Origin of the sequence: Bacillus canaveralius, assembly GCF_002860125.1 — a bacterium.
Classification (GTDB): Bacteria; Bacillota; Bacilli; order Bacillales; family Cytobacillaceae; genus Bacillus_BJ; species Bacillus_BJ canaveralius.
Window position 1 is genome coordinate 1 of record NZ_PGVA01000080.1, and the last position, 19,407, is coordinate 19,407.

The window sequence follows — 19,407 nt, forward strand, 5'->3', positions numbered from 1 at the left end:
CATGAATCCGCTTACACGTTTTAGGTGGAAATAAATTCCGCCAACAAATGCTTGACTCAAACACCTTTGGTTACTATCTTGACTTTCACCCAACTAAAGTTATATAATATCCTTTGTGTAAAATAATATCGCAGCCTATGTGAACACCTTGGTGGGTGCATTTTGTTCCTCTGGCAGAGGTTTTTCTCCTCTAGGATGGTGTATTGGGTAACCCCGAGCTGCTGGGGCGAAGGTACATGAAGACAAAATGGCCACGATTGTGCGTCACAACTGTTTTTATTTTACTAATAAAAACACAAAGGAGGAGTCATTCATGGCTCGTTATACTGGTCCAAGCTGGAAACTATCCCGCCGTCTTGGAATTTCTCTAAGCGGTACAGGTAAAGAATTAGAAAAGCGTCCTTACGCTCCTGGACAACATGGTCCAAACCAGCGTAAAAAAATCTCTGAATACGGTTTGCAATTGCAGGAAAAGCAAAAGCTTCGTCATATGTACGGAGTAACTGAGCGCCAATTCCGCAACCTATTCGATCGTGCCGGCAAAATGGCTGGTAAACACGGTGAAAACTTCATGGTTCTTCTCGAATCTCGTTTGGACAATGTTGTTTACCGTTTAGGCTTAACGCGTACACGCCGCCAAGCTCGTCAGCTTGTAAACCATGGTCACGTAATGGTTGATGGTTCACGCGTTGATATCCCATCATACCGCGTGCAGCCTGGCCAAACAATCAGCTTGCGCGAAAAGTCCCGCAACCTTGACATCGTGAAAGAAGCAATCGAAGTAAACAACTTCGTACCTGACTTCGTAACTTTCGATGCTGACAAATTAGAAGGTACTTTCACTCGCTTGCCAGAGCGCTCTGAATTGCCTGCCGAAATCAACGAAGCTCTTATCGTTGAATTCTACTCTCGTTAATGGATTTGCTTCATTAACAGCAATATTCAAAACCCTAGAAACCACGTTATTACAACGTTTCTAGGGTTTTTTATTTATTTTCTGCTTTGTAGAATAATGTATTCTCCCCCAGTCATTTGGGGGGACTTTTGGGGGGACTTTTTGAGAGATTCATTTTACTGGGCAGACGCATAATTTATATTCATTGTCACCTTTCGGAAGGTGGCTTTTTATTTTCCGAACCCATTCCTAATACATGAAAGTTCGGAAGGTACCTTCTAATTATTCGCAACCACTTTTTAGAACGTTATAATTGTTTCATAAATAGAAGGGATGACTTTAAATGAATGTTCTAACAGCAATCCATATTAAAAGTGAGGCAGGCAGTTTGATGCGTTCCGGAAGTTTCCCTTGCATGTTTTTCTAATTCCAATTTCTTATCTAGAAATTCCTCCAGTTTTTTACCCATGTAGAGATTAAAACTATTTTGCACAGAATTATAAATGTCCGGTGTATAAGAAAGTAGATTAAGTATATCATCATTTTGATGTACGTTTACACTGATAGCATTTCGAGGTATTGAGGTTTTCATGAAAAACCTAACAATTTCTTTTTTGTCTTTTCGCTAATGTAGGGTGGAGTTATTTCTATATTCGATTTCTTTTTTCGCTCATTCTACACCCCAAAAATCTTCAAAGTTTACCTGGTATCCAGCTTCTTGAAGCACCTTAATAATTTTCTTAGCACTTTTCATATTAGGTTCAAATTCTTCCGGCTGACATAAGCGGCTTATTGTACTTTTGCTAAGCCCAGTCCTTTTAACTATTTCTTGTTGAGAAATAGAGTGCAAATTTAAAAACTTACCTAGCTTCGATCTTCTCTTACCTAAACCATTTTTATCCTTCAAAAGCCCTCACTCCCTTGTTTTTAATTTCCACAAGACTGTCCAAAAATCCTACAAAAAGAATCCATTCCAAAAAAATAGGAAACTTGGACAACCAGTCCTACATAAGTATTTATCAAAGCAGCTGCCAAAGTATTTAACAAAGTAACGTTACTGTGGTGAGCCAAGCAATAAGCCATCAGAATTAAGAAAATCAAAAAGTGTTTAAAGTGAGGCGGAGGAAGAGGAGGAATCAAAATGTTATTTGAAACATCGTTTTTCGTAGCTGGCGGAATAGTGGTCGGGCTGGCCGTCTTGGATAAAACTATTGAAAGTTTAGGCTTTCGAGTGATCGGAAATGTCCTTAAAGTTTTAATCCCCCTTGCAGGCTTAGCAGCAGGCGTTTACTTTATCGAAACTAATAGCCTTCTGCATTGGATATTATGAGCATTTTGGCGAAACTGAAGGTGCGTAAGCAGCTTATTTCCGCTTTTAAATCCGCCGGCTTGTATCTCGGCAATGAGGAGCAGCCAATCTTCCCTAAAATCCACTCTGTAATCATTGACGATCGATCCACTAAACTCACCTTCTCTTTAAGAACCGGTATGGATCCAAACCTAATCAAGAAGAAAATGTACGTTTTTCATCAAAAATTCGGCAAAAACACGCAAATTAAGGGCGAAATTAAGACTTTTCAGCTTACTGTTTATGCAGCTGGTATTCCCTCAAGCTTGCTGTACGATTATGAAAAATATGTTGCGCTATTCAAAGGCCTGTCAATTCCCATTGTTGCCGGAATGGACTTGAACGGAAATATGGTTGTATTCGACCTGGTAAAGAATCCGCACTTATTAATTGCCGGTGAAACTGGATCCGGAAAGTCTACACAGCTGCGGAGCATTTTAACGACACTTATTAAAACTTTGCCGCCGGAGCGGTTGCAACTATACCTATGTGACCTAAAACACTCAGAGTTTCATGTATTTCGACAGATAGAACATGTTCAAGGGGTATTTGTCACGGCGAAAGAAATGATGCCAGTTTTTACATTAATTCAGGGAGAAATGAAGCGCAGAGGCGATTTGCTCGATCATCATGAATTGTCACACGTTGATGATCTTCCGGATCCCCCGCCTTACATCGTGGTTTGCATCGATGAGGTTGCTTTACTCCAGAAGGAAAAAAGTCTGATGGAGCTTGTGGAGGAAGTTAGCGCAATAGGGAGGGCATTAGGTGTTTTCCTGATTCTCTCCATGCAGCGGCCAGACAGCAAAGTGCTGGACGGAAAATTGAAAAATAATCTTACCGTTCGCATGGGTTTTAAATGCGCTGATCTGATTAATTCCCGGATCGTTGGCACTCCTGGAAGCGAAAAATTAAAAGAGGAAGGACGGTTTTTAATTAAGCTGCCAGCCTTTTCAGAGAATAAGGAGTTACAGGCACCGTTTTTAAGCCTTGATATGGCGAAAAAGCTTCTAATGGCACATTGGAGCGCAAAGACCAAAGACCGCAGGAAACCTCCTTTAAATGCTTCTAGTAACGTAATCGATTTAAAAGAAAACGAGAATGGGATTTTTGAGGTGTTGGACGAATGAGAAAACGAGATATTAACATTTTAGCTGATCTGCAGCGGTTTCGGTGTATGACTAGGGATGACATTATCGAATTGCACTTCTCGAACCTCAAACAGCCTGTTACTAGCTGTAACACAGTTTTAAAACGTCTGCGACGGGATGGCCATATCGAAGTGAGTAGAGATCGGCAGCCCTATATATATTTCCCTTCCCCAGCCACAATAAAGAAAGATTCAACCAAAATACCGCATTTTTTGCAGATTGTTAAATTTTATAAGAGTTTAAAAAAGTATGAGGATCCAAAGGTTTTTTCGGTCGAACCTAAATACGGAAAAAGTTATATGGAGCCGGATGCCTTCATGATCTGGAAGCGAGCACCTTTCTTTGTTGAAATACAGCGTTCCGTCTATTCAACCCGAGTAATGGCCGAGAAGGTAAAACGCTATGAGGAATATTTCTTTTCGGATGAATGGAAAGCGGAAGCCTGGCAGCCGGCAAATAAAAAGGTATTTCCAACTGTTATTATGATTACTGATACCAGGTACAAGATACAAAGCGATCATGTACGCTTTATCCAAGTACCGGACATTGATCAGCTGGTGAAATTGTTTGAACCAGTAAGGGAAATCGTTACAGCTGGCTCCCTAAAAATAAAAAAATAAAGGGAAATTCGACATAATAGCGAATTTTATAGTAGTTGTACCAACAATCATAGGGAGTGAATATTTTGCAAATCGATACAACAAGCTTATTAGCAAAACTGAAAAAAGAAAAATTAACTTTGGATTCTACAATAGAGGAATACAATAGTTTAGTTTTAGAGCAAGTTCATTTTCTTAAAGGTTTGATTTCCTCCTATGAGCCAGTGTACGAGTGGTTTAAAAAAGAGGAAATCGAATTTGCTCATCCTGAGATATCAATTCGAACTTTTATAGGACCAATTTTAGGATGTGATGAAGACGAGCTTGAACTCTTCGTGTTTGATGTTAACGCCAAGAGCGTAGCAAAAGTTTATGTTAATGATCCAGACGATAAAGAAAACTATAACCTTTCAAAATTAGTTAGAGAAGGTTATTTCCTTCAAGCCGTTGAGGGGCTGATGTATTTAGAATCCACCCTGTCGCAATACAATAAACACAATAAGGAGGTAGTTGAAGCAGCACGAAAAGAACTCAACAAAGTACAGTAAAAAGGAGCGCCTTTTGTGGCTGCTCCTTCTTTTGTCTCATAATTTATAAAGCTTTAATAATTCTTCTTTTGATGGAAGTGTGGCAATTAAAGGCTTTTTACCCCATTAAACAAAAATGAAAAAAGCATTAGTACGCCCTCCCTTCGAATACTCTATTTCTGTCACTATCAAAATCATTAAACTCTTTAACATGACCTGAAATAGTACGTGCCAATTCTCTTCCGTCCACATTAAAAGAAGCATCTTTTTGCAGCAACCTCACAAGAATTTGAGTCTGCTGTATGGTTGCCTCCAGTAGCTTTTGCAAGAGCGAGTCATCCGTCGTGACACCCACATTAGGCAGCTGGTTAGGCCGCTTATTCCCGCCAATTTCTCTGCCAGCCAGTGCCAATAGTTTCATAGCATCTGTCCGACGGCTTGGGTCAGTAGGAATAATCCATTCCGGCCAACCCCCTTCTGCCAACTGATAAAAGCCATCAGTGCCAACCCGGCCGCCCGTTGCGTAACCAACCCCACGCCAGGCTTTTGATAGACTTCCATAACGGGACAATGAATATCGGATAGACGCTAGCATATTAGATAGTGGGTCATAAATATTCGTATTAAATCCTGGCATTGCATACGCCCTAAAAGTAGGATCAATGACCTGCATGATACCTTTAGAAGGGATACCGCGTTTAGCATTAATATCCCACAAATTAATAGCTCGTGGGTTTCCGCCAGACTCTGTTTTCATTTGGTAGAGTAATTTATCAAGATTAGCCTTGGTGAACTGGCCTGTCATGCGTAATGCCTGGGCGGCCACTCCTGCCCACCGTTGCACACCCGATCCTCCAAAACTTTTAGAATCAAATGTGAACATTTCGTCGAATGTCTTTTTGATCCAATCCTTCGCCATGTCTCCTATGTGGGATAACGGACTACCCGTATGGCTGTTTAGCCAGGACGGAATCAACGAATCTTGTAAACTAAACTTATTTTTAACCATATCCCATACACTGCCCGCGCCTTTTAAGAACACGTCAAAGTAATCCCCTATCCCGTCTTTATAACCGGGAAAACCAAAAGATTTTAGCAAATTTTGTGTATGGTTGTTTGGTAGGACAGATGTACCCTTTGGAAGGTTGCCAAACAATTGCGGTCCTTTTGTTCCAACCAGTGTCAAGCCCTTACCTGGAATGTGAGCAAGCTCCGCGCCTTCTTCACCGACTATTGCCGGCCCACCAGGATGGCCGCTTGAAGAAGTTCCATCCGCATATGCCGCGAATCTAGCATTTTGTCTTTTAATTATTTGCCTGCCATTTTCTTGTACTGATCCCTTTTTTGACAATGGCGCTTTTCCAAATAGCTCTCTCACCCAGTTCCAAGCTTTCAGCACACCATTGTACATTTGATCCCATTTACCTAACACTTCACCAGTTTCCCAGTTTACCTCGTCGACATGTTCACCAGCTTGTAATTGAGCTTGCCGTACGACTTCATCGTGCGTATCTGTAGCTTTTGAAATGGTTTCATTTTTTGCTCTTTCGGCTTCTTCGATCATCGCTGTTGCTTCTTCTGCTTTAATAGTGCCTGTTACATCGCGACTTAATTTTATTGTTGCGATTTTTTGATCATATTCCTTTTGAGCTTCTTTAACAACTTTATCCCTTGTTTCAATGGATTTATTTACTGTATTAGCTGCCTCTTCGGCTTCCAAGATGCTCTTCTGGTTTTTCATGTTGTTCAATATGGTCAATTGCTCTTGTTGGCTTGCAGAGAGTTCCTCCACCGCTTTGAGTTGGCTTTGCCTGTTTAATTCAGCAAGCTCCGCCAGTTCTGCTTCCGTGGCAATGCGATTTTCATCATTTATAGTTCTGACGATTTCATACTTTCTTTCTTGAGTTGCATTATGTTGCTCTATTTCGGCCAATTGCTGCTCTTGCAATCTAAGCATTCGTTTCTGTTCTTCTTCTTCAGTCAATACATTACTTGAATCGAACAGAGCTTGTTGTTCAGCGAGCTGATCTGCATGATTTTGTTTCATAGCGGCTAAGACTTGATCGCCCATTTGTTGATACCTTTTAATCATGCTATTAGCCATTTCGTCAGTGATTTCACTTTGGCCAGCTGCTAACGCATTCAATTCAGCCTCAGCTTCATTGTGTAATTTCATGTATGATCCGACTGCTTCTTGTGTAGCCTCGGAAATTTTGCCTTTAAAAATATCAGATTTAATGATGGGTTTGTCCATTTCCTTATCCAGTGCAAGAAAACCTGCAGCAAGACCCGCAATTCCTAACACTGTTAGGCCGACAGGATTTGTTAAAAGTCCCAACCCGCTAATTAATCCACTGATTCCGATTGATGCAAATCCGAGTCCGGTGACCAGCGGACCGATAGCTGCAGCAAGCCCGCCGATCATCAGCACGGATTTCTGTCCTTCAGGAGATAAACCCTTAACCCAGCCAGTAAACTGTTCAACTTTATCGGCAGCAGAATCCAACGCAGGTTCGATGACGTCCATCAAGACATTTGCAAGAGGCATTAAAGATGAACCGAGCTCACGCAGTTCGCTTTGGACCCGTGCTCCAAGGTTGTCATAAAGAGCCTTACCAGCCTTTTCGGTAGCACCTTCCACACCCGCAAGCTCATCAGACACATTGCCCATTGCATAAACAGCGCTGCTCTCCAAATCCTCCCACTGGGTGCCAAATACACCGACTGCGATCTGATTGGCTTTCACTTGGTCATCCATACCGGATAATTCTTTGATTATGGAATCCATCACTTCTTTGCCGGTAGCTTTACCTTCTAAAAAGCTTTTCCAGACCGCCTGTGTACCCGAGCTGAGTTGCCCCATTGCATCAGAAGTTGTTTTGGAACCGTCTTTAATACGGATGTTGAATTCCTTTACCGCGTCCCCGACCTTATCCAGGTTGAATGCTCCATTTACCGCACCCTGTTCCAGGATTCCGAACATTTCCTCGGCACTCATGCCCATCGCGGCAAATTGGGGCGCGTATTCATTCACAGTGTCTAAAAACTCTCCACTGAAGTCGAGTCCGTTTTGATAACCCCATGTCAACAAGTCAAAAGCTTCTTTGCTTGTTTTTCCGAAGTTCATCATCAAAGAATTTGCGACTTTGGTCGTGTCGTTGACATCGGCACCGAAAGAATCAAAAATGATGGAAGCACTACGTCCGATATCTTCTAATTCGTCCTGAGTAGCCCAACTTAAAGCGCTCATATTCTTTTCCACAGTAGTCATTGTGGCGGAAATTTCTTCGATGTTTGCACCGAAGCCTTCCTTCCACAATGTCTTGGCTGTATCGCTCAGTCTCTTTGTCTCAGCTGCGGTTAACCCAAGAGATGCTTGCATTTTCCCTTGAGCCTTGTCGAAATCATCTGCAGATTTCAGCGCCAACGCACCAAGTCCAACTAAAGGCGCTGTAATGGACATGGTCATGGTTTGTCCTATTCCCGACAACCTCTCACCGACACCAGTTAGAGTTTTCCCTGCATTTTCAGCGTGACCAGTAAATTTAGCCCAACTTGATTGAGTTTGGTCTTGTGCGTCTCTGAAATGCTTAAATTCATCCGTTGTACGGCCAATTGATCGTTCAAGAGTATTAAGTGCGGCTACTTGATTGTTATAACTACGTGCGGCGGCTTCTGCTTTCTTTGAACCCTCTCCAAATTCCTTAACCATCTTTTCATATTCGGCTCGGGATTCCTGGACGATGCGTTTTTGGATTTCAAGTCTTTTATTAAGACCGCTTAAACGAGTTTCATATTTTGCGACGGATTGATCCGCACGGTCAAATGATGAAAGATTTGCTTTCATTTCACTGTCTACGGTCTTCAATCTATCTTTTAAACCAGTTAGACCACGTTCAAGCTTTAATGTTTCTAAATCAAGCCCTATTGATAAACCTTCAATACGTTCCATGTTCTCACCCGCTTATATAATGCTCACTAATGGGGTGGTGGGCCCAAAGGGAATAAAAAAAAGCCCAAGCCACAATTAGTGGCTGGACTTCTTGAGTCTCTATGTTAATTGGGATTCTGCAAGATCCTCTGAATATTTAATTTGAAACTGATTTACCGTTTTGCATCTATGGCATTTAATTATTGCTATTCCTTTCATTAGCCCTAGCTTTTTTTGACACTTAACGCATCTAATTTCTTCTAAATTTTCTGTTGTTCTTTTCAAATAGGACCACTTTCCCTTCAGAGTGAACCCCCGCTATCTTGTTCGATAATTGCATATGGCAAATGACATGATCTGTCACCGAGTTAGCCAGGGGAATTATCTCTCTTATATCTACCCCTTTCCGTAATTGTTCGGGAGTAAATTGGTTTCCGAACACATCACAAATCAATGGATAGAGCTTTTCGAAAACGATGTTATAATCCTGGATATTATCTAAAACTCGTTCCAATTCCATTGTTTTTTGAAATACAGAGCCGCTTATGAATTTTGGTGCCTTAAACTTTTTCTTCTTCCCGTCAATTATCAGGTGGATTTTTAAATTTTTCATATCTTATAAATCCTTATGGAATTCTTTATTACGGGCTCTTACCCTGGCTTGGACTTCCTGATCCAGTCTGCTTGCTTCCTCACGTTCCTTCTTTGTTGCTTGTAAATAAGCATCCATTAGTATCATTGAATTTAACACCGGGCCCACTTTTTTGTTTTTAGGCTTAAGTTCTTTAACCAGTGAATTAAATTCTTTGGAGAAAGCTTCTTTTTGCTTATTCTCATAGGTGTCTTTTGATATTTCGATGGGAATATTCATTATTCATCACCTACAATGCCTTTATGTCGTCGAATGTTAGAGCTTTTGGTTGTTCGTGTACGATTTTCTCGCCTACTTCAACCTTATAATCTTCACCTTCTGTTAAACTTGCAAAAAAAGTACCCCTGTCACTATTGGGATGGGTAATGCCCGAAACCCAATTTTCTGCCATCCACCAAATAGCACGCTCTTTAGTTGTGCGTTTAAGTGATCCCTCACTTTCATACGGATCATCGTAGTAAAAAGAGACTTGTCCAACAAACGGCTCCTTTTCTACATTCAGATATTTTTCGAAAAATGCGGCTGTAGTTTTTTCCAAAGGACCGGAATTCTTGTTGAATAAAGCAAAAGCCAATTTTGCTCGATCTGATAAAGGGATTACCTTATAGGGATAGCTGCATACAATTGCTAACATTTCTCTTTTTGCAATTTCTTTTTCGAATGGGTACATTATTTTCTACCTCTCTTCAAAAAGTCTAATAGTCCTTTAGTCTCCTTGGGCACTTCGATTTTTCTTAGGGAACCAATAAGCTTTACTAAATCGTTAAATGCTTGGCCGGATTGAGTTTCATTATAGGAAACATTTAGCCTCCTAACCCGATTTTCAACTGGTATAACAGCGTTCTCACCAATATCGGATTCTAAAATAATATTTATCTGATCGGGTATCATCTTCATTCTTTCCAATTTCCTGATATTGTCGAGTAATGGAAATAAATCATTTTCCAGATGATCAATTTGTTCATTTAGCTGAGCCTTTAGTTCATTCAGCTTGTTGTCTACTTCCAATTGTTCGGCGGCTGAGTTACGCTTTATTTTTTCTTTGTGTTCCTCAGGTACTGCAGACTCCATTAGACGATTGAACCGAATCTTCCGTTCCAATTCTCTTTCCTGCTTTTCCAGTTCATCGTATTGCGCTGCTGACCGTGTTTCCTTTTTAAATTCCTTCACCAGTTGAAGTTTGTCCACTGCTTTTAATTGTTTTTGAAGTAACTTTTCCTTTTCCAAGACTATTTGAATAGCCTTTTTTGATTCTGCAAAATACTGATTTTCATCGATTGATGTCGTATTTTCCACCGTTAATTCCCCCTAGTTTTGTAAAAGTTTGATAGTGTTTCTTTGGAAAAATCTAATCTGTACACCTTCCCAATTTGTTTCTTTGCAGTACTCAATCAAGTCCCCTCCATATTCAATACAACAAATCTTGCACGCTGTATCGTTTTTCCTTTACATCAGCCTTAAGACCAAATGACCTTTCAATGCTCAACAAGGCTGTATTGATTTCGTTTCGTTCTGCAATTAAGGGATGAGCTTTGATGAATTTTTGTTTCCCATTTTGCGTTGTAATCGTTTCGCCTTCTTTTTTGATGATCCGATCCATTCTCCGCATGACAGTAACTAAATTAATGTATCTTTCTACCTTTTCAACCTGGAGCAAATCGGTTGTGTCAATCTTAGCCATTAGCTGTTTTTTAAGCTCCGTGACCTTTCTCATATAACCCCTCCCCCCTCCCTTCACGCACGCACGCGCGATAAATTTAGAGAGTCGAGCCCCCTCCCCGGTGCCCCGAAACGAAAAAAAGGTTAAAACTTTTTGAGGGGGGTGTATTAAAACAATACTTCGTAACTTACAGTCTTTTTAATTTGCGGACTTTCATAATAAGATATAGAAATGCACTGAATAGACTGTGATTCGCCTCGAGCTGACCAATCGATACCTACATTTATAACATTTTCAATTCGTTGATCATTAACAGTCACCGTCGGAACCTTTGTTAAGTCATCCATCTCAATAGTTAAGAATGGTTTGTTCATTTCCGTTTACCACCTTTCATCATTCCATTTGTTTTCTTTCTTACCAAACTCCCTGCCATGCTCCTTGTTATGACAGTCCACACAGATAGTCTCTCCACTCGCCACTGTCATAGAACTTGCGCTTTTGCTGTTGGGTTTTGTATTCAGTCAATGGTTCACAACCTCCTAACAGCAATCACCATAAGGATGACAACAATCTTCCAACAACTAACCATAAGAAAAACTTATCAACATTGCACATCACCCCCTTAAAGACTCAGCATACTTGTCCATTCGCTTTATTTCAGCATGTCTTTTCCGTATATGACTGGCACTGTATTTTAATTCCTCTGCAATTTGTTCTAAGGTCATACAATCAATATATTTCATCTTTAATATTTGATTATCAAGACCTTTAAAGGTTTCAATCCGTTCCAACAATTTAGCTTTTAAGTTTTTCTTTTCAACCAATAGGCCCTCTAAGTCCTGGATAGAATGGATCACACGGATCTGGTTCTCTAACGATACTTGAAAAGAGTTTTTATTAAACAGGTCACCATGTTCATTCCAGCGCTTAAACTCTAGATTAGATTTTTCAATGTCCCATTCAATCTCTGAAATCTCTTCCTCCAGCTGCCAATAATGATTAATCCAGTTCAACTGGGTCACCATTATTTTTAACAGCGAATTTAATCATCCTGATTAGCTCGGCTAAGGACATACCGTCAATGTATCTCATTCTAATTACTTGATTCTCAAGACCTTTAAAGATATCGATTAATTTTAATTTTCTGATCTCCTTCTTCTTATCTTCGATCTGTCCTTTCATACTCGTTATTTCATCATTCAATCGGGTCTGATTCTTTGTGGCCATTTCGATATTGTTTTGCTCAAATAAGTCTCCGCCTGGTTGCCAGCGTACTAAATCAAACCTGGATCTCTTTATGTCCCATTCAAGGTTTGAAATGGCTTCTTTTGTATGCGGATAGTTTTTTAACTGCGGCAGCATGATTTCACCTCCCGTTATGTCCGGAATTATCAATGTACTCTGATTGGATAAAGGTTGTATTTCTAAGCTCAATGTCCATATTATCCCTCTTTTTAAGCATATAATCAGTCTTCAAATATGGGCTGTATGGATTCACACAATGAGCAAGCACAACATTTCCATCCGATTCAATTCCATGATGGTGATATCGAAAACAGTAACTACACCATGTATGCAATTGACCTTCGTATTCCTCTGCCAGCATAATCGGAACACCTAACAATAAATCTTTTTTATATACTCGCATGTTTTTTCATCCTCCTTATAAAATGAGTAACATCCCAAAACCCTTGATACACAAGGGTTTTTAGCGAAAAGTGTTATCAATGTTACTAATTTGACCCCATATTTTTTATATAAATAATTAATAATTTTTTATCTTTTATTATTAATAAGAAAATAAAATATGAGTAACATTAGTAACACTAGTTCCAAACCCTTGATATTACTATGTTTTTTCCGTTACTAATATTGAAAACATGTTACTAATAAATGAGTAACAGAGACGAAAACGAGCGCTTTTTTCATGATTTTTTCTAATTTTCGTGACCGCTTTTAGTACTGACTAATTTTAAAACGCTTGATGCGACTGGATTTTAAAAATCGATTTGATTAAAAACAGTCACGAATCTACTTTTATATAGATTTTTTTAGTAGTTTTATTAATTCGTTGTGTCTTTGTTTCAAAACCAAAAAGCTGCTTGATTTGTTTGCTGAAGCTTATGTTGCTCACGGCCTGGTATCCATTTTCTGAACAATACACTTTATATTGCATGTAAATATCGCCGACTACCCCACGCTCGAGGTCCACGTCCTCATTCTGTACAAAACTAATAATCGGATTGTTTTCTTCTTTGTAGACATCCAGCTCTTTATCGACCACTTCTGATTTTGTGAATCCTTTTTGCTCGATTAATCGACTCAATCCTTTTAAAGCAATGTTTAATACAAATTGCATTGATTCATCCGTCACTAGCTTTTGCCGAATTTGCGGATCAAAGTCGTTATCGTCCTTTGAAAATTTCGCTCTAAACGGAACAATAAGTAATCTACGCAAGGCACCATCGCTGTAATCATTAATCCGCGGCATTTCATTTGCTGAAAAAATCAGTTTTGAGTAATTAGTAAAATCAAAAGGATCCTTTCCTTTTCTCTCGACGTTTACTCTTTCACCTGTAGAAAGCTTTTTCCAAACAGATGACTCTTTAATGTATCCTTTTGAAATGTCATCTCCGATATTAACTAGTTTCCCAAAAAGTTCGGCCGTTTTAAATCGCTGGTCCAGTTCTTTCAGATCCAAAGATGCAACATTTTCGGTACCGGCTAGAGCGGCCACAATATCTATGAAGGACGATTTACCGTTGGATCCGTCGCCGGTCAGGATGAAGGTATATGAAAAACGGTTATCCCTTAAAAGAATGTATCCTAATATTTCTTCCAAGATAGCGCGGATTTTCTTGTCACGAACCGCAATTTTATTTAATGTATTGTCAGTAAGTTCACAATAAGCATTTTTAATAAACGGTATGGGTATTTTATTGCGTATAATGATATCCGGCGAAAAGTCCTGCAGCTGCCATGTTTCCAAATTAAACACTCCATTTTTAAGGACAATATATTTGGACGGAGCGAATTGCTTACTTTTAGCATTAAGGTGTATGTAAGCAAGTGTCTCTTGTCTCCGCGCCCGGGTCAGTGAAGAAATGTGTTTTACCATTGCTCGTTCTATATCTTCTTCTTTATCTGAATAAACACCGTCTTGATAAATGAACAACACATTCGTAATCTTGCAGATATGATGTTCATTGATGAGAAAATTACCAAACTTATCGTGATGAAATACTCCCTTTATAAAAAACGATTCCTTCATAAATGCATCATCGCGCAAGATTACATTTAGTTCTTCTTTGCTCACTGGCTCTTGCAAGATGTATTCATTAATAATGGAAATGGTCTCTTTGATATCATTCTTAGCCATGCCCTGCGATTGCATTTTTAGAATGTAAGTGAACAGCTTATCATTCCGGCCATCTCCATCTGAAAGCTTTCTTAGGTTTGGATTTTTCTTATTGTATGGATATAACCATGGCGGTAGCGGCTCATGATCGGTTACTTTCCGGATCCATTTACGGCTTTCCCCATCGATCTTTAAAGGATCCGCAGTATTCCGAATCCCGAGCTTATAATCACAATGGATGCCGATATTGGAATACCATTTAATTTTATTGGCCGTAATATCGTAACCTTTGAAGTAAAAATGCATGCCGCCGGTGGTCTCCAGGACGGAACACTTTAAATCTTTATCCTCTACGATATCCAAGAGCGTTTCAGCCTCATCCATATCATCCACGTCAACCATAATATAGTCATCGTCTAAAATACCGACAAAGGATGATTCTTTTCTTGCTGTATGGTATGAGAGAAGCTTCGCCCCGTCTTTAAAGGATGTTGCGGCATGCTTTCCATTTCCTTTTAGATAACCTTTATAGATTGTAATCACCTACTCCCTGATCAGGGCTGTTTATTTGCGCGGAAGCAGCCACACTAAGCTTTAGTATCTTGCATAATTGTATTTAAAACTTCACGATTAATACGTTCGGCCTTTTCCGAGTTTCTTTTTAAGTCATTGTTTGTGTGTCGAATAAGGTTCCATAACACTCTAACCATACGCTGATGCTCACGGTAATAAGCTCTTTCTTCTCCCTGAGCAACTGCATTCTCCATATCCTCTACTAAGTGTCCTAAAAGAACTTCTACATCCTCTAATGTTTGAACTTCATCGAGAATGGAATTTAATTTATATTCCAATTCATGAGAAAGAGTTTTTAAGTTTTCCAATAGTTATAGCACCCCTGTTAAAAGATTTTTAGTGTCTGCCCAGACAATTTGTTATTTACCATTCATCTAGAATGGCTTGGATTACTTTCAAACTTGCTTCGTATGGCCATATTCTTTTTCCTTTGGATTTCCTTCTTTCTAGTAACTTCATACGCGGATCATGCAGTACTTCATTCTCCAGGAATGATTTACTCAGGCATGTTCTCTTTGCCATTTCGTTTACATCCCAATAGAGCAATGTTTCATGAAGCACTTGATCTAATTTCTGATTGATATATTGACGAATTTCATCCTGGTTAATGGAAACATCTATTTTTGCTAGTGACATTGAGATTCAACCTCGCTTTCTTTTATCTCAATTTCAAATATTTCTTCTAACTCACTATCAAGAGCATCGCTTATTTTCCTTGCACTGTTTGGAGAAATACTGAGTTTTCCATTTAAAAAACGGGATAATGTTGCAGGATTCACGTCAGCCGCATCACTAAGTGATTTTTGATTGAATCCTTTTTGGGCCATAGCCACTAAGATTTTAAATTTTCTAGGATGATACTTAATCAATGATTTCCACCTCATTTCTATTGATTTCTATTGCTAAATTCATATTAAATTAAATATCAATAAATAGCAATAGTTTTCAATGATTTTTTTGAAAAAAGTTTGCCTTCTATTGCTGAAAGAAATAGAATAATTAATAATAGGAGGGTTTTATTTATGAATGATGAGAATGTTTTTGGCAAATATTTAAGGGAATATAGAGAAGCCAACGGGCTTTCTATTAGTGGACTTCATAGAATAACAGGTGTTTCACAACCGTATCTTTCTCAACTAGAAAGTGGTACCAAATCTCCATCAAGAAAAACAATTCATAAAATTGCAGCTGGATTAACTGATGATTTGGACACTGAAACCACATTCAGCGCTATGTACAAGGAATTATTAAAACGTGCCGGTTATAATACTGATTGGGAATTTATAGATGACATAGATAAAGAAATGAGAAATGAAATTGAAACAGGAAAAAATCAACTTAATTTAATTGAACACCTAACGGATCTCAAAACTTTTCTTAATAGTGATCTTTCTATTGATGATAATGAACCTGATATTTCACCAACTTATAACGGTCACAATTTAACAGAGGACCAAAGGAAGAAAATTATGGACATGGTTGAATTAATGTATCCGGAATTAAAGGAAAGGTGGAAACCCACGAGGATTAAACGAAAGAAGTAATCGAGCCAATATTTAAGGGAGGTGATGCAAGTATTTTCGTTCCCCTTTTTATCGTCTGCCCAGACACGAAAGGGAAGATAAAACTGTGAAATTATATAAAACAAAAAAAGATAATGAACTTTATTATTACTACAACACTAAAAAGGAAAAGCTTTGGTGTTTCCGGCATAAATATTATGATTCACTTGGAAAACGTAAAGAAAAATTTAAACAAGGATTTAAATCTGAAAAGGACGCTTACAGAGCACTACTTGAAATTAAGACTGAGATACTCAACGGGGAAGTCAAGAGAGTAGAAAATTCAAATCTAACCGTTTCAGAATGGTTAGATATTTGGTTTGAAACTCATAAAAACGATTGGAAGATTACCTCTCAGAAACAAAGAGAAAATGCAATTAAACACCAAATGAAACCACTGCTTGGAAAATATAAGTTGTTGGAATTAGACAAAACAACTTATAAACGTGTCTTCATCAACGAGTTACTTAAAAAGTATCAACCAGGCACTGTTCAGCTATTCCATAGATTATTCAAAGTAGCAATCAATGCAGCTGTAGATAATGAGATCCTAACTCGAAATCGATTTAACAAAATAACAATACCAAAAGAAAAAACAACTGATAATTTCTTAACTGCAGACGAATTAAAAAAATTCCTCACCGCAGCTAAGGAATTTGAGAATATCACAAATTATTCTTTAATATTGTTACTGGCCCGCACTGGTTTACGAAAAGGGGAAGCATTCGGTTTAAAGTGGGAAGATATCAATTCTTCAACCAAAACACTATCTGTCCAACGAACGCGAGACAATAAAGGTGTGCGGTCGCCCAAGACCAAAAACAGCTACCGCACCATTTTAATCGATGACACGCTAATTCATCAGTTAAAAGTATATCGTTCCTGGTGCAGAGAGACAATGCTTACATTTGGAAAGAGATTAGCTGAAGATGATTTTATTTTTATCTCTTATCAGACAGGAACCCCCATTACCGATGCAACATTAAAGTATAGCTTTGATAGGCTCATCAAAAGGTGCGGATTTAAACACATAACACCACATGGATTACGACATGCACATGCGACAATTTTAATCGCCAAACGGATTCCGGTTAAAACTATTGCCGATCGATTAGGAAACACCGCACAAATGATTTTGGAGATTTACGGCCATTCATTTAAGGATTTGGAAGAAGAGTCTGTCCAGGCATTTGAACAAGCTCTAAATATGTAATAATTGGGGGGAGTTTTGGGGGGGATTTTAAAAAACCCCTTCCAAACACCGCTATAACTAGGGTTTTTAGAGAGATTGAATTCTACTCTCGTTAATAACATTGAAACAAGCCGTGGAATCCACGGCTTGTTTTTTTATTGTTTGATCCACTTCAGCAACAATGGTCTCGTGAATGATTTTACATAATGATCGCTACATTTCGCTTTATTCCACGCTAGCTTTCCATGACTGAATAAAATCCTTCCGGCAATCGGAAGGCTTCTCTATAATTAGTATTTGATTAAGAAGTATTTCTTTTTCCCTCTGCGAATGATCGTAAATTGCTCTTCGATACGGTCCGCTTTGGTTAAAATCTTGTCGGTATCTGTGACACGCTCCCCATTCACAGACACAGCCCCGTTTCCGACATCCTCACGCGCCTGGCGCTTTGATGGAGAAATTTTTGCCGCGACGAGCAAATCAACAAGAGAGATATCTTCTTCACCGCCATGCGCATACGATGGAACATCTTTGAAGCCTTGCTTGATTTCGGCTACTGAAAGAGTTTTTACGTCACCGCTGAATAGCGCTTCGGAGATTTTGATTGCTTGCTGCAATGCTTCCGGCCCGTGAATCAATGCGGTCATTTCTTCTGCCAGAGCTTTTTGTGCTTTACGCAAATGCGGATCTTCCTCGACCGCTTTCTCGAGTTCTTCAATTTCTTCTTTCGAAAAAAACGTAAAGTATTTTAAATACTTGATCACATCGGCATCAGCCGTGTTAATCCAGAACTGGTAAAACTCATATGGTGAAGTTTTTTCAGGGTCAAGCCAAATTGCTCCACTCTCCGTTTTTCCAAATTTCGTACCATCCGCCTTTGTGACGAGTGGAATCGTCAAACCGTAAGCTTTTGAACCTTCAGGCTGCATTTTGCGGATTAACTCTAAACCGGTTGTGATGTTGCCCCACTGATCGCTTCCACCGATCTGCATTCTGCAATGATGATGTTCGTACAAATGAAGGAAATCCATCGCCTGCAAAATTGTATACGTAAACTCAGTAAATGATATTCCTGTATCGAGGCGGGAAGCAATCGTATCCTTTGCCAGCATGTAATTAACCCCTACGTGCTTACCGTAGTCGCGCAGGAACGTAACAATATCCATCGAGCCGGCCCAGTCATAGTTATTGACCATAATCGCGCCGTTTTCGCCTTCAAAATCAAAGATTCTCTCGAGCTGCCCCTGCAGGCCTTTCACATTGTCTTGAACCGTCTCCAAGGTTTGCAGCTTTCTCTCTTCAGACTTTCCGCTCGGGTCGCCAATTAAGCCGGTCGCTCCCCCGACAAGAACGATCGGGCGATGGCCTGCATTTTGGAAGCGGCGCAATGTTAAGAACGGCAGCAAATGGCCAATATGCATGCTGTCGGCTGTCGGATCTACTCCGCAATAAAGTGAAATCTTTTCCTTGTTTAACGTGTCTTTAATCCCTTCTTCATCTGTCTGCTGGTAGATGATTCCTCTCCATTCCAGCTCTCTTAATAAACTCATCATCTCATTCCTCCTTCTTCCTTAAACAAAAAACGCCCCTGCGAAAACGCAGGGACGCTTGTATTTAGCGCGGTACCACCCAGATTGAGGGCATACATCAGCCCTCCACTTTAAAAAGATAACGGTTCAACCGTTTACTGCTACTGACGTTTCACAGTAAATGCTCAGGGAGGTAATTCATCCTTCTATTTGTACCGGCTTGCAGCAGCCGCCGGCTTTCTAAAAACAGGGATAGAAGCACTACTTGTTCCCGTCATTGCTCTCGAAATGTTATTTAAACTATTGCAGTTTTACCATATTTCACTGGATCCTGTCAAATCGTCACAGTATATTTCAGAAAAATGCCATGTATGAGTAAAATGTTTGTAGGAGAATTATTTCCCTTCTCATCCAGATAATGGCGTAGCCG

General features: G+C 39.4%; 23 protein-coding genes, 1 pseudogene and 1 other annotated feature. Of the genes and pseudogenes, 7 read left to right on the forward strand and 17 right to left on the reverse strand.

What is annotated here, in order from left to right:
* The first annotated feature begins 313 nt into the window (after positions 1–313).
* Positions 314–916, forward strand: coding sequence for a 30S ribosomal protein S4 (gene rpsD / locus CU635_RS21565; RefSeq protein ID WP_101579439.1), 603 nt, complete (start codon positions 314–316; stop codon positions 914–916).
* 649 nt (positions 917–1,565) lie between these two features.
* Here the strand turns inward: rpsD and CU635_RS21570 are convergent.
* Positions 1,566–1,802, reverse strand: coding sequence for a helix-turn-helix domain-containing protein (locus CU635_RS21570; RefSeq protein WP_101579440.1), 237 nt, complete (start codon positions 1,800–1,802; stop codon positions 1,566–1,568).
* Positions 1,803–2,036: 234 nt separating this feature from the next.
* On the opposite strand from CU635_RS21570, the gene CU635_RS21575 reads away from it, so the two are divergent.
* The 4 genes from CU635_RS21575 to CU635_RS21590 all read left to right on the forward strand — a co-directional run bounded on the left by CU635_RS21575 (position 2,037) and on the right by CU635_RS21590 (position 4,541).
* A complete protein-coding gene (locus CU635_RS21575) occupies positions 2,037–2,225 on the forward strand; it encodes a hypothetical protein (RefSeq protein WP_101579441.1) in 189 nt (62 codons plus the stop codon).
* Positions 2,226–2,245: 20 nt separating this feature from the next.
* A complete protein-coding gene (locus CU635_RS21580) occupies positions 2,246–3,373 on the forward strand; it encodes an FtsK/SpoIIIE domain-containing protein (protein ID WP_180956493.1) in 1,128 nt (375 codons plus the stop codon).
* Positions 3,370–4,014: a replication-relaxation family protein gene (locus CU635_RS21585; protein WP_101579443.1), complete on the forward strand. Its 645-nt coding sequence runs from the start codon at positions 3,370–3,372 to the stop codon at positions 4,012–4,014. Before CU635_RS21580 ends, CU635_RS21585 begins: the two co-directional genes overlap by 4 nt.
* Positions 4,015–4,079: 65 nt before the next feature.
* On the forward strand, positions 4,080–4,541 hold the full coding sequence (locus CU635_RS21590; protein ID WP_101579444.1) for a hypothetical protein: 462 nt from the start codon (positions 4,080–4,082) through the stop codon (positions 4,539–4,541).
* Between the two features lie 127 nt (positions 4,542–4,668).
* On the opposite strand, the gene CU635_RS21595 is transcribed toward CU635_RS21590, so the two are convergent.
* The 15 genes and pseudogenes from CU635_RS21595 to CU635_RS21660 form a co-directional block, all read right to left on the reverse strand.
* Positions 4,669–8,472, reverse strand: a complete 3,804-nt coding sequence (locus CU635_RS21595; protein ID WP_101579445.1) for a phage tail tape measure protein — start codon at positions 8,470–8,472, stop codon at positions 4,669–4,671.
* Positions 8,473–8,701: 229 nt separating this feature from the next.
* Complete coding sequence (gene gpG, locus CU635_RS21600; protein WP_101579446.1) at positions 8,702–9,064, reverse strand: phage tail assembly chaperone G; 363 nt, start codon at positions 9,062–9,064, stop codon at positions 8,702–8,704.
* A 3-nt stretch (positions 9,065–9,067) separates the two neighbouring features.
* On the reverse strand, positions 9,068–9,322 hold the full coding sequence (locus CU635_RS21605) for a hypothetical protein (RefSeq protein WP_101579447.1): 255 nt from the start codon (positions 9,320–9,322) through the stop codon (positions 9,068–9,070).
* Positions 9,323–9,332: 10 nt separating this feature from the next.
* A complete protein-coding gene (locus tag CU635_RS21610) occupies positions 9,333–9,773 on the reverse strand; it encodes a hypothetical protein (protein WP_101579448.1) in 441 nt (146 codons plus the stop codon).
* Positions 9,773–10,399 (reverse strand): PIN domain-containing protein, encoded by a 627-nt coding sequence (locus CU635_RS21615; protein WP_101579449.1) that lies wholly within the window; start codon positions 10,397–10,399, stop codon positions 9,773–9,775. The genes CU635_RS21610 and CU635_RS21615 overlap by 1 nt, the downstream gene beginning before the upstream one ends.
* A gap of 112 nt (positions 10,400–10,511) precedes the next feature.
* A complete protein-coding gene (locus CU635_RS21620; RefSeq protein WP_101579450.1) occupies positions 10,512–10,817 on the reverse strand; it encodes a P27 family phage terminase small subunit in 306 nt (101 codons plus the stop codon).
* 113 nt (positions 10,818–10,930) lie between these two features.
* Complete coding sequence (locus CU635_RS21625; RefSeq protein WP_101579451.1) at positions 10,931–11,137, reverse strand: hypothetical protein; 207 nt, start codon at positions 11,135–11,137, stop codon at positions 10,931–10,933.
* A gap of 6 nt (positions 11,138–11,143) precedes the next feature.
* A pseudogene (locus CU635_RS24445) lies at positions 11,144–11,230 on the reverse strand (HNH endonuclease); the annotation flags it as partial.
* Positions 11,231–11,377: 147 nt separating this feature from the next.
* On the reverse strand, positions 11,378–11,776 hold the full coding sequence (locus CU635_RS21630; RefSeq protein ID WP_101579452.1) for a sigma-70 RNA polymerase sigma factor region 4 domain-containing protein: 399 nt from the start codon (positions 11,774–11,776) through the stop codon (positions 11,378–11,380).
* Entirely contained in the window at positions 11,763–12,125 is a 363-nt protein-coding gene (locus CU635_RS21635; protein WP_101579453.1) for a hypothetical protein, read from the reverse strand. Before CU635_RS21635 ends, CU635_RS21630 begins: the two co-directional genes overlap by 14 nt.
* Before the next feature lie 4 nt (positions 12,126–12,129).
* A complete protein-coding gene (locus CU635_RS21640) occupies positions 12,130–12,411 on the reverse strand; it encodes a hypothetical protein (protein ID WP_245917557.1) in 282 nt (93 codons plus the stop codon).
* Between the two features lie 375 nt (positions 12,412–12,786).
* The gene (locus CU635_RS21645) at positions 12,787–14,655 is read right to left on the reverse strand and encodes a phage/plasmid primase, P4 family (RefSeq protein ID WP_101579459.1); all 1,869 of its coding nucleotides are present in this window, start codon (positions 14,653–14,655) and stop codon (positions 12,787–12,789) included.
* A gap of 53 nt (positions 14,656–14,708) precedes the next feature.
* Positions 14,709–15,002: a hypothetical protein gene (locus CU635_RS21650; protein WP_101579454.1), complete on the reverse strand. Its 294-nt coding sequence runs from the start codon at positions 15,000–15,002 to the stop codon at positions 14,709–14,711.
* Positions 15,003–15,057: 55 nt separating this feature from the next.
* Positions 15,058–15,330, reverse strand: coding sequence for a hypothetical protein (locus tag CU635_RS21655; protein WP_101579455.1), 273 nt, complete (start codon positions 15,328–15,330; stop codon positions 15,058–15,060).
* Positions 15,321–15,563, reverse strand: coding sequence for a helix-turn-helix domain-containing protein (locus CU635_RS21660; RefSeq protein ID WP_180956492.1), 243 nt, complete (start codon positions 15,561–15,563; stop codon positions 15,321–15,323). The genes CU635_RS21655 and CU635_RS21660 overlap by 10 nt, the downstream gene beginning before the upstream one ends.
* Positions 15,564–15,716: 153 nt before the next feature.
* On the opposite strand from CU635_RS21660, the gene CU635_RS21665 reads away from it, so the two are divergent.
* Complete coding sequence (locus CU635_RS21665; protein ID WP_101579457.1) at positions 15,717–16,238, forward strand: helix-turn-helix domain-containing protein; 522 nt, start codon at positions 15,717–15,719, stop codon at positions 16,236–16,238.
* 85 nt (positions 16,239–16,323) lie between these two features.
* Positions 16,324–17,469, forward strand: coding sequence for a site-specific integrase (locus tag CU635_RS21670; protein ID WP_101579458.1), 1,146 nt, complete (start codon positions 16,324–16,326; stop codon positions 17,467–17,469).
* A gap of 269 nt (positions 17,470–17,738) precedes the next feature.
* Here the strand turns inward: CU635_RS21670 and tyrS are convergent, their stop codons facing one another.
* Positions 17,739–18,998, reverse strand: a complete 1,260-nt coding sequence (tyrS, locus tag CU635_RS21675; protein ID WP_101579460.1) for a tyrosine--tRNA ligase — start codon at positions 18,996–18,998, stop codon at positions 17,739–17,741.
* A 47-nt stretch (positions 18,999–19,045) separates the two neighbouring features.
* Positions 19,046–19,264 (reverse strand) — a binding site (T-box leader).
* Positions 19,265–19,407 lie beyond the last annotated feature (143 nt).

What these genes read in the sequence shown, in the direction of transcription:
- CU635_RS21655 (WP_101579455.1), bottom strand. Translation starts at nt 15,330, where the DNA reads ATGTCACTAGCAAAAATAGATGTTTCCATTAACCAGGATGAAATTCGT.
- rpsD (WP_101579439.1), top strand. Translation starts at nt 314, where the DNA reads ATGGCTCGTTATACTGGTCCAAGCTGGAAACTATCCCGCCGTCTTGGA.
- CU635_RS21640 (WP_245917557.1), bottom strand. Translation starts at nt 12,411, where the DNA reads ATGCGAGTATATAAAAAAGATTTATTGTTAGGTGTTCCGATTATGCTG.
- CU635_RS21625 (WP_101579451.1), bottom strand. Translation starts at nt 11,137, where the DNA reads ATGAACAAACCATTCTTAACTATTGAGATGGATGACTTAACAAAGGTT.
- CU635_RS21605 (WP_101579447.1), bottom strand. Translation starts at nt 9,322, where the DNA reads ATGAATATTCCCATCGAAATATCAAAAGACACCTATGAGAATAAGCAA.
- gpG (WP_101579446.1), bottom strand. Translation starts at nt 9,064, where the DNA reads ATGAAAAATTTAAAAATCCACCTGATAATTGACGGGAAGAAGAAAAAG.
- CU635_RS21610 (WP_101579448.1), bottom strand. Translation starts at nt 9,773, where the DNA reads ATGTACCCATTCGAAAAAGAAATTGCAAAAAGAGAAATGTTAGCAATT.
- tyrS (WP_101579460.1), bottom strand. Translation starts at nt 18,998, where the DNA reads ATGAGTTTATTAAGAGAGCTGGAATGGAGAGGAATCATCTACCAGCAG.
- CU635_RS21595 (WP_101579445.1), bottom strand. Translation starts at nt 8,472, where the DNA reads ATGGAACGTATTGAAGGTTTATCAATAGGGCTTGATTTAGAAACATTA.
- CU635_RS21575 (WP_101579441.1), top strand. Translation starts at nt 2,037, where the DNA reads ATGTTATTTGAAACATCGTTTTTCGTAGCTGGCGGAATAGTGGTCGGG.
- CU635_RS21665 (WP_101579457.1), top strand. Translation starts at nt 15,717, where the DNA reads ATGAATGATGAGAATGTTTTTGGCAAATATTTAAGGGAATATAGAGAA.
- CU635_RS21585 (WP_101579443.1), top strand. Translation starts at nt 3,370, where the DNA reads ATGAGAAAACGAGATATTAACATTTTAGCTGATCTGCAGCGGTTTCGG.
- CU635_RS21620 (WP_101579450.1), bottom strand. Translation starts at nt 10,817, where the DNA reads ATGAGAAAGGTCACGGAGCTTAAAAAACAGCTAATGGCTAAGATTGAC.
- CU635_RS21635 (WP_101579453.1), bottom strand. Translation starts at nt 12,125, where the DNA reads ATGCTGCCGCAGTTAAAAAACTATCCGCATACAAAAGAAGCCATTTCA.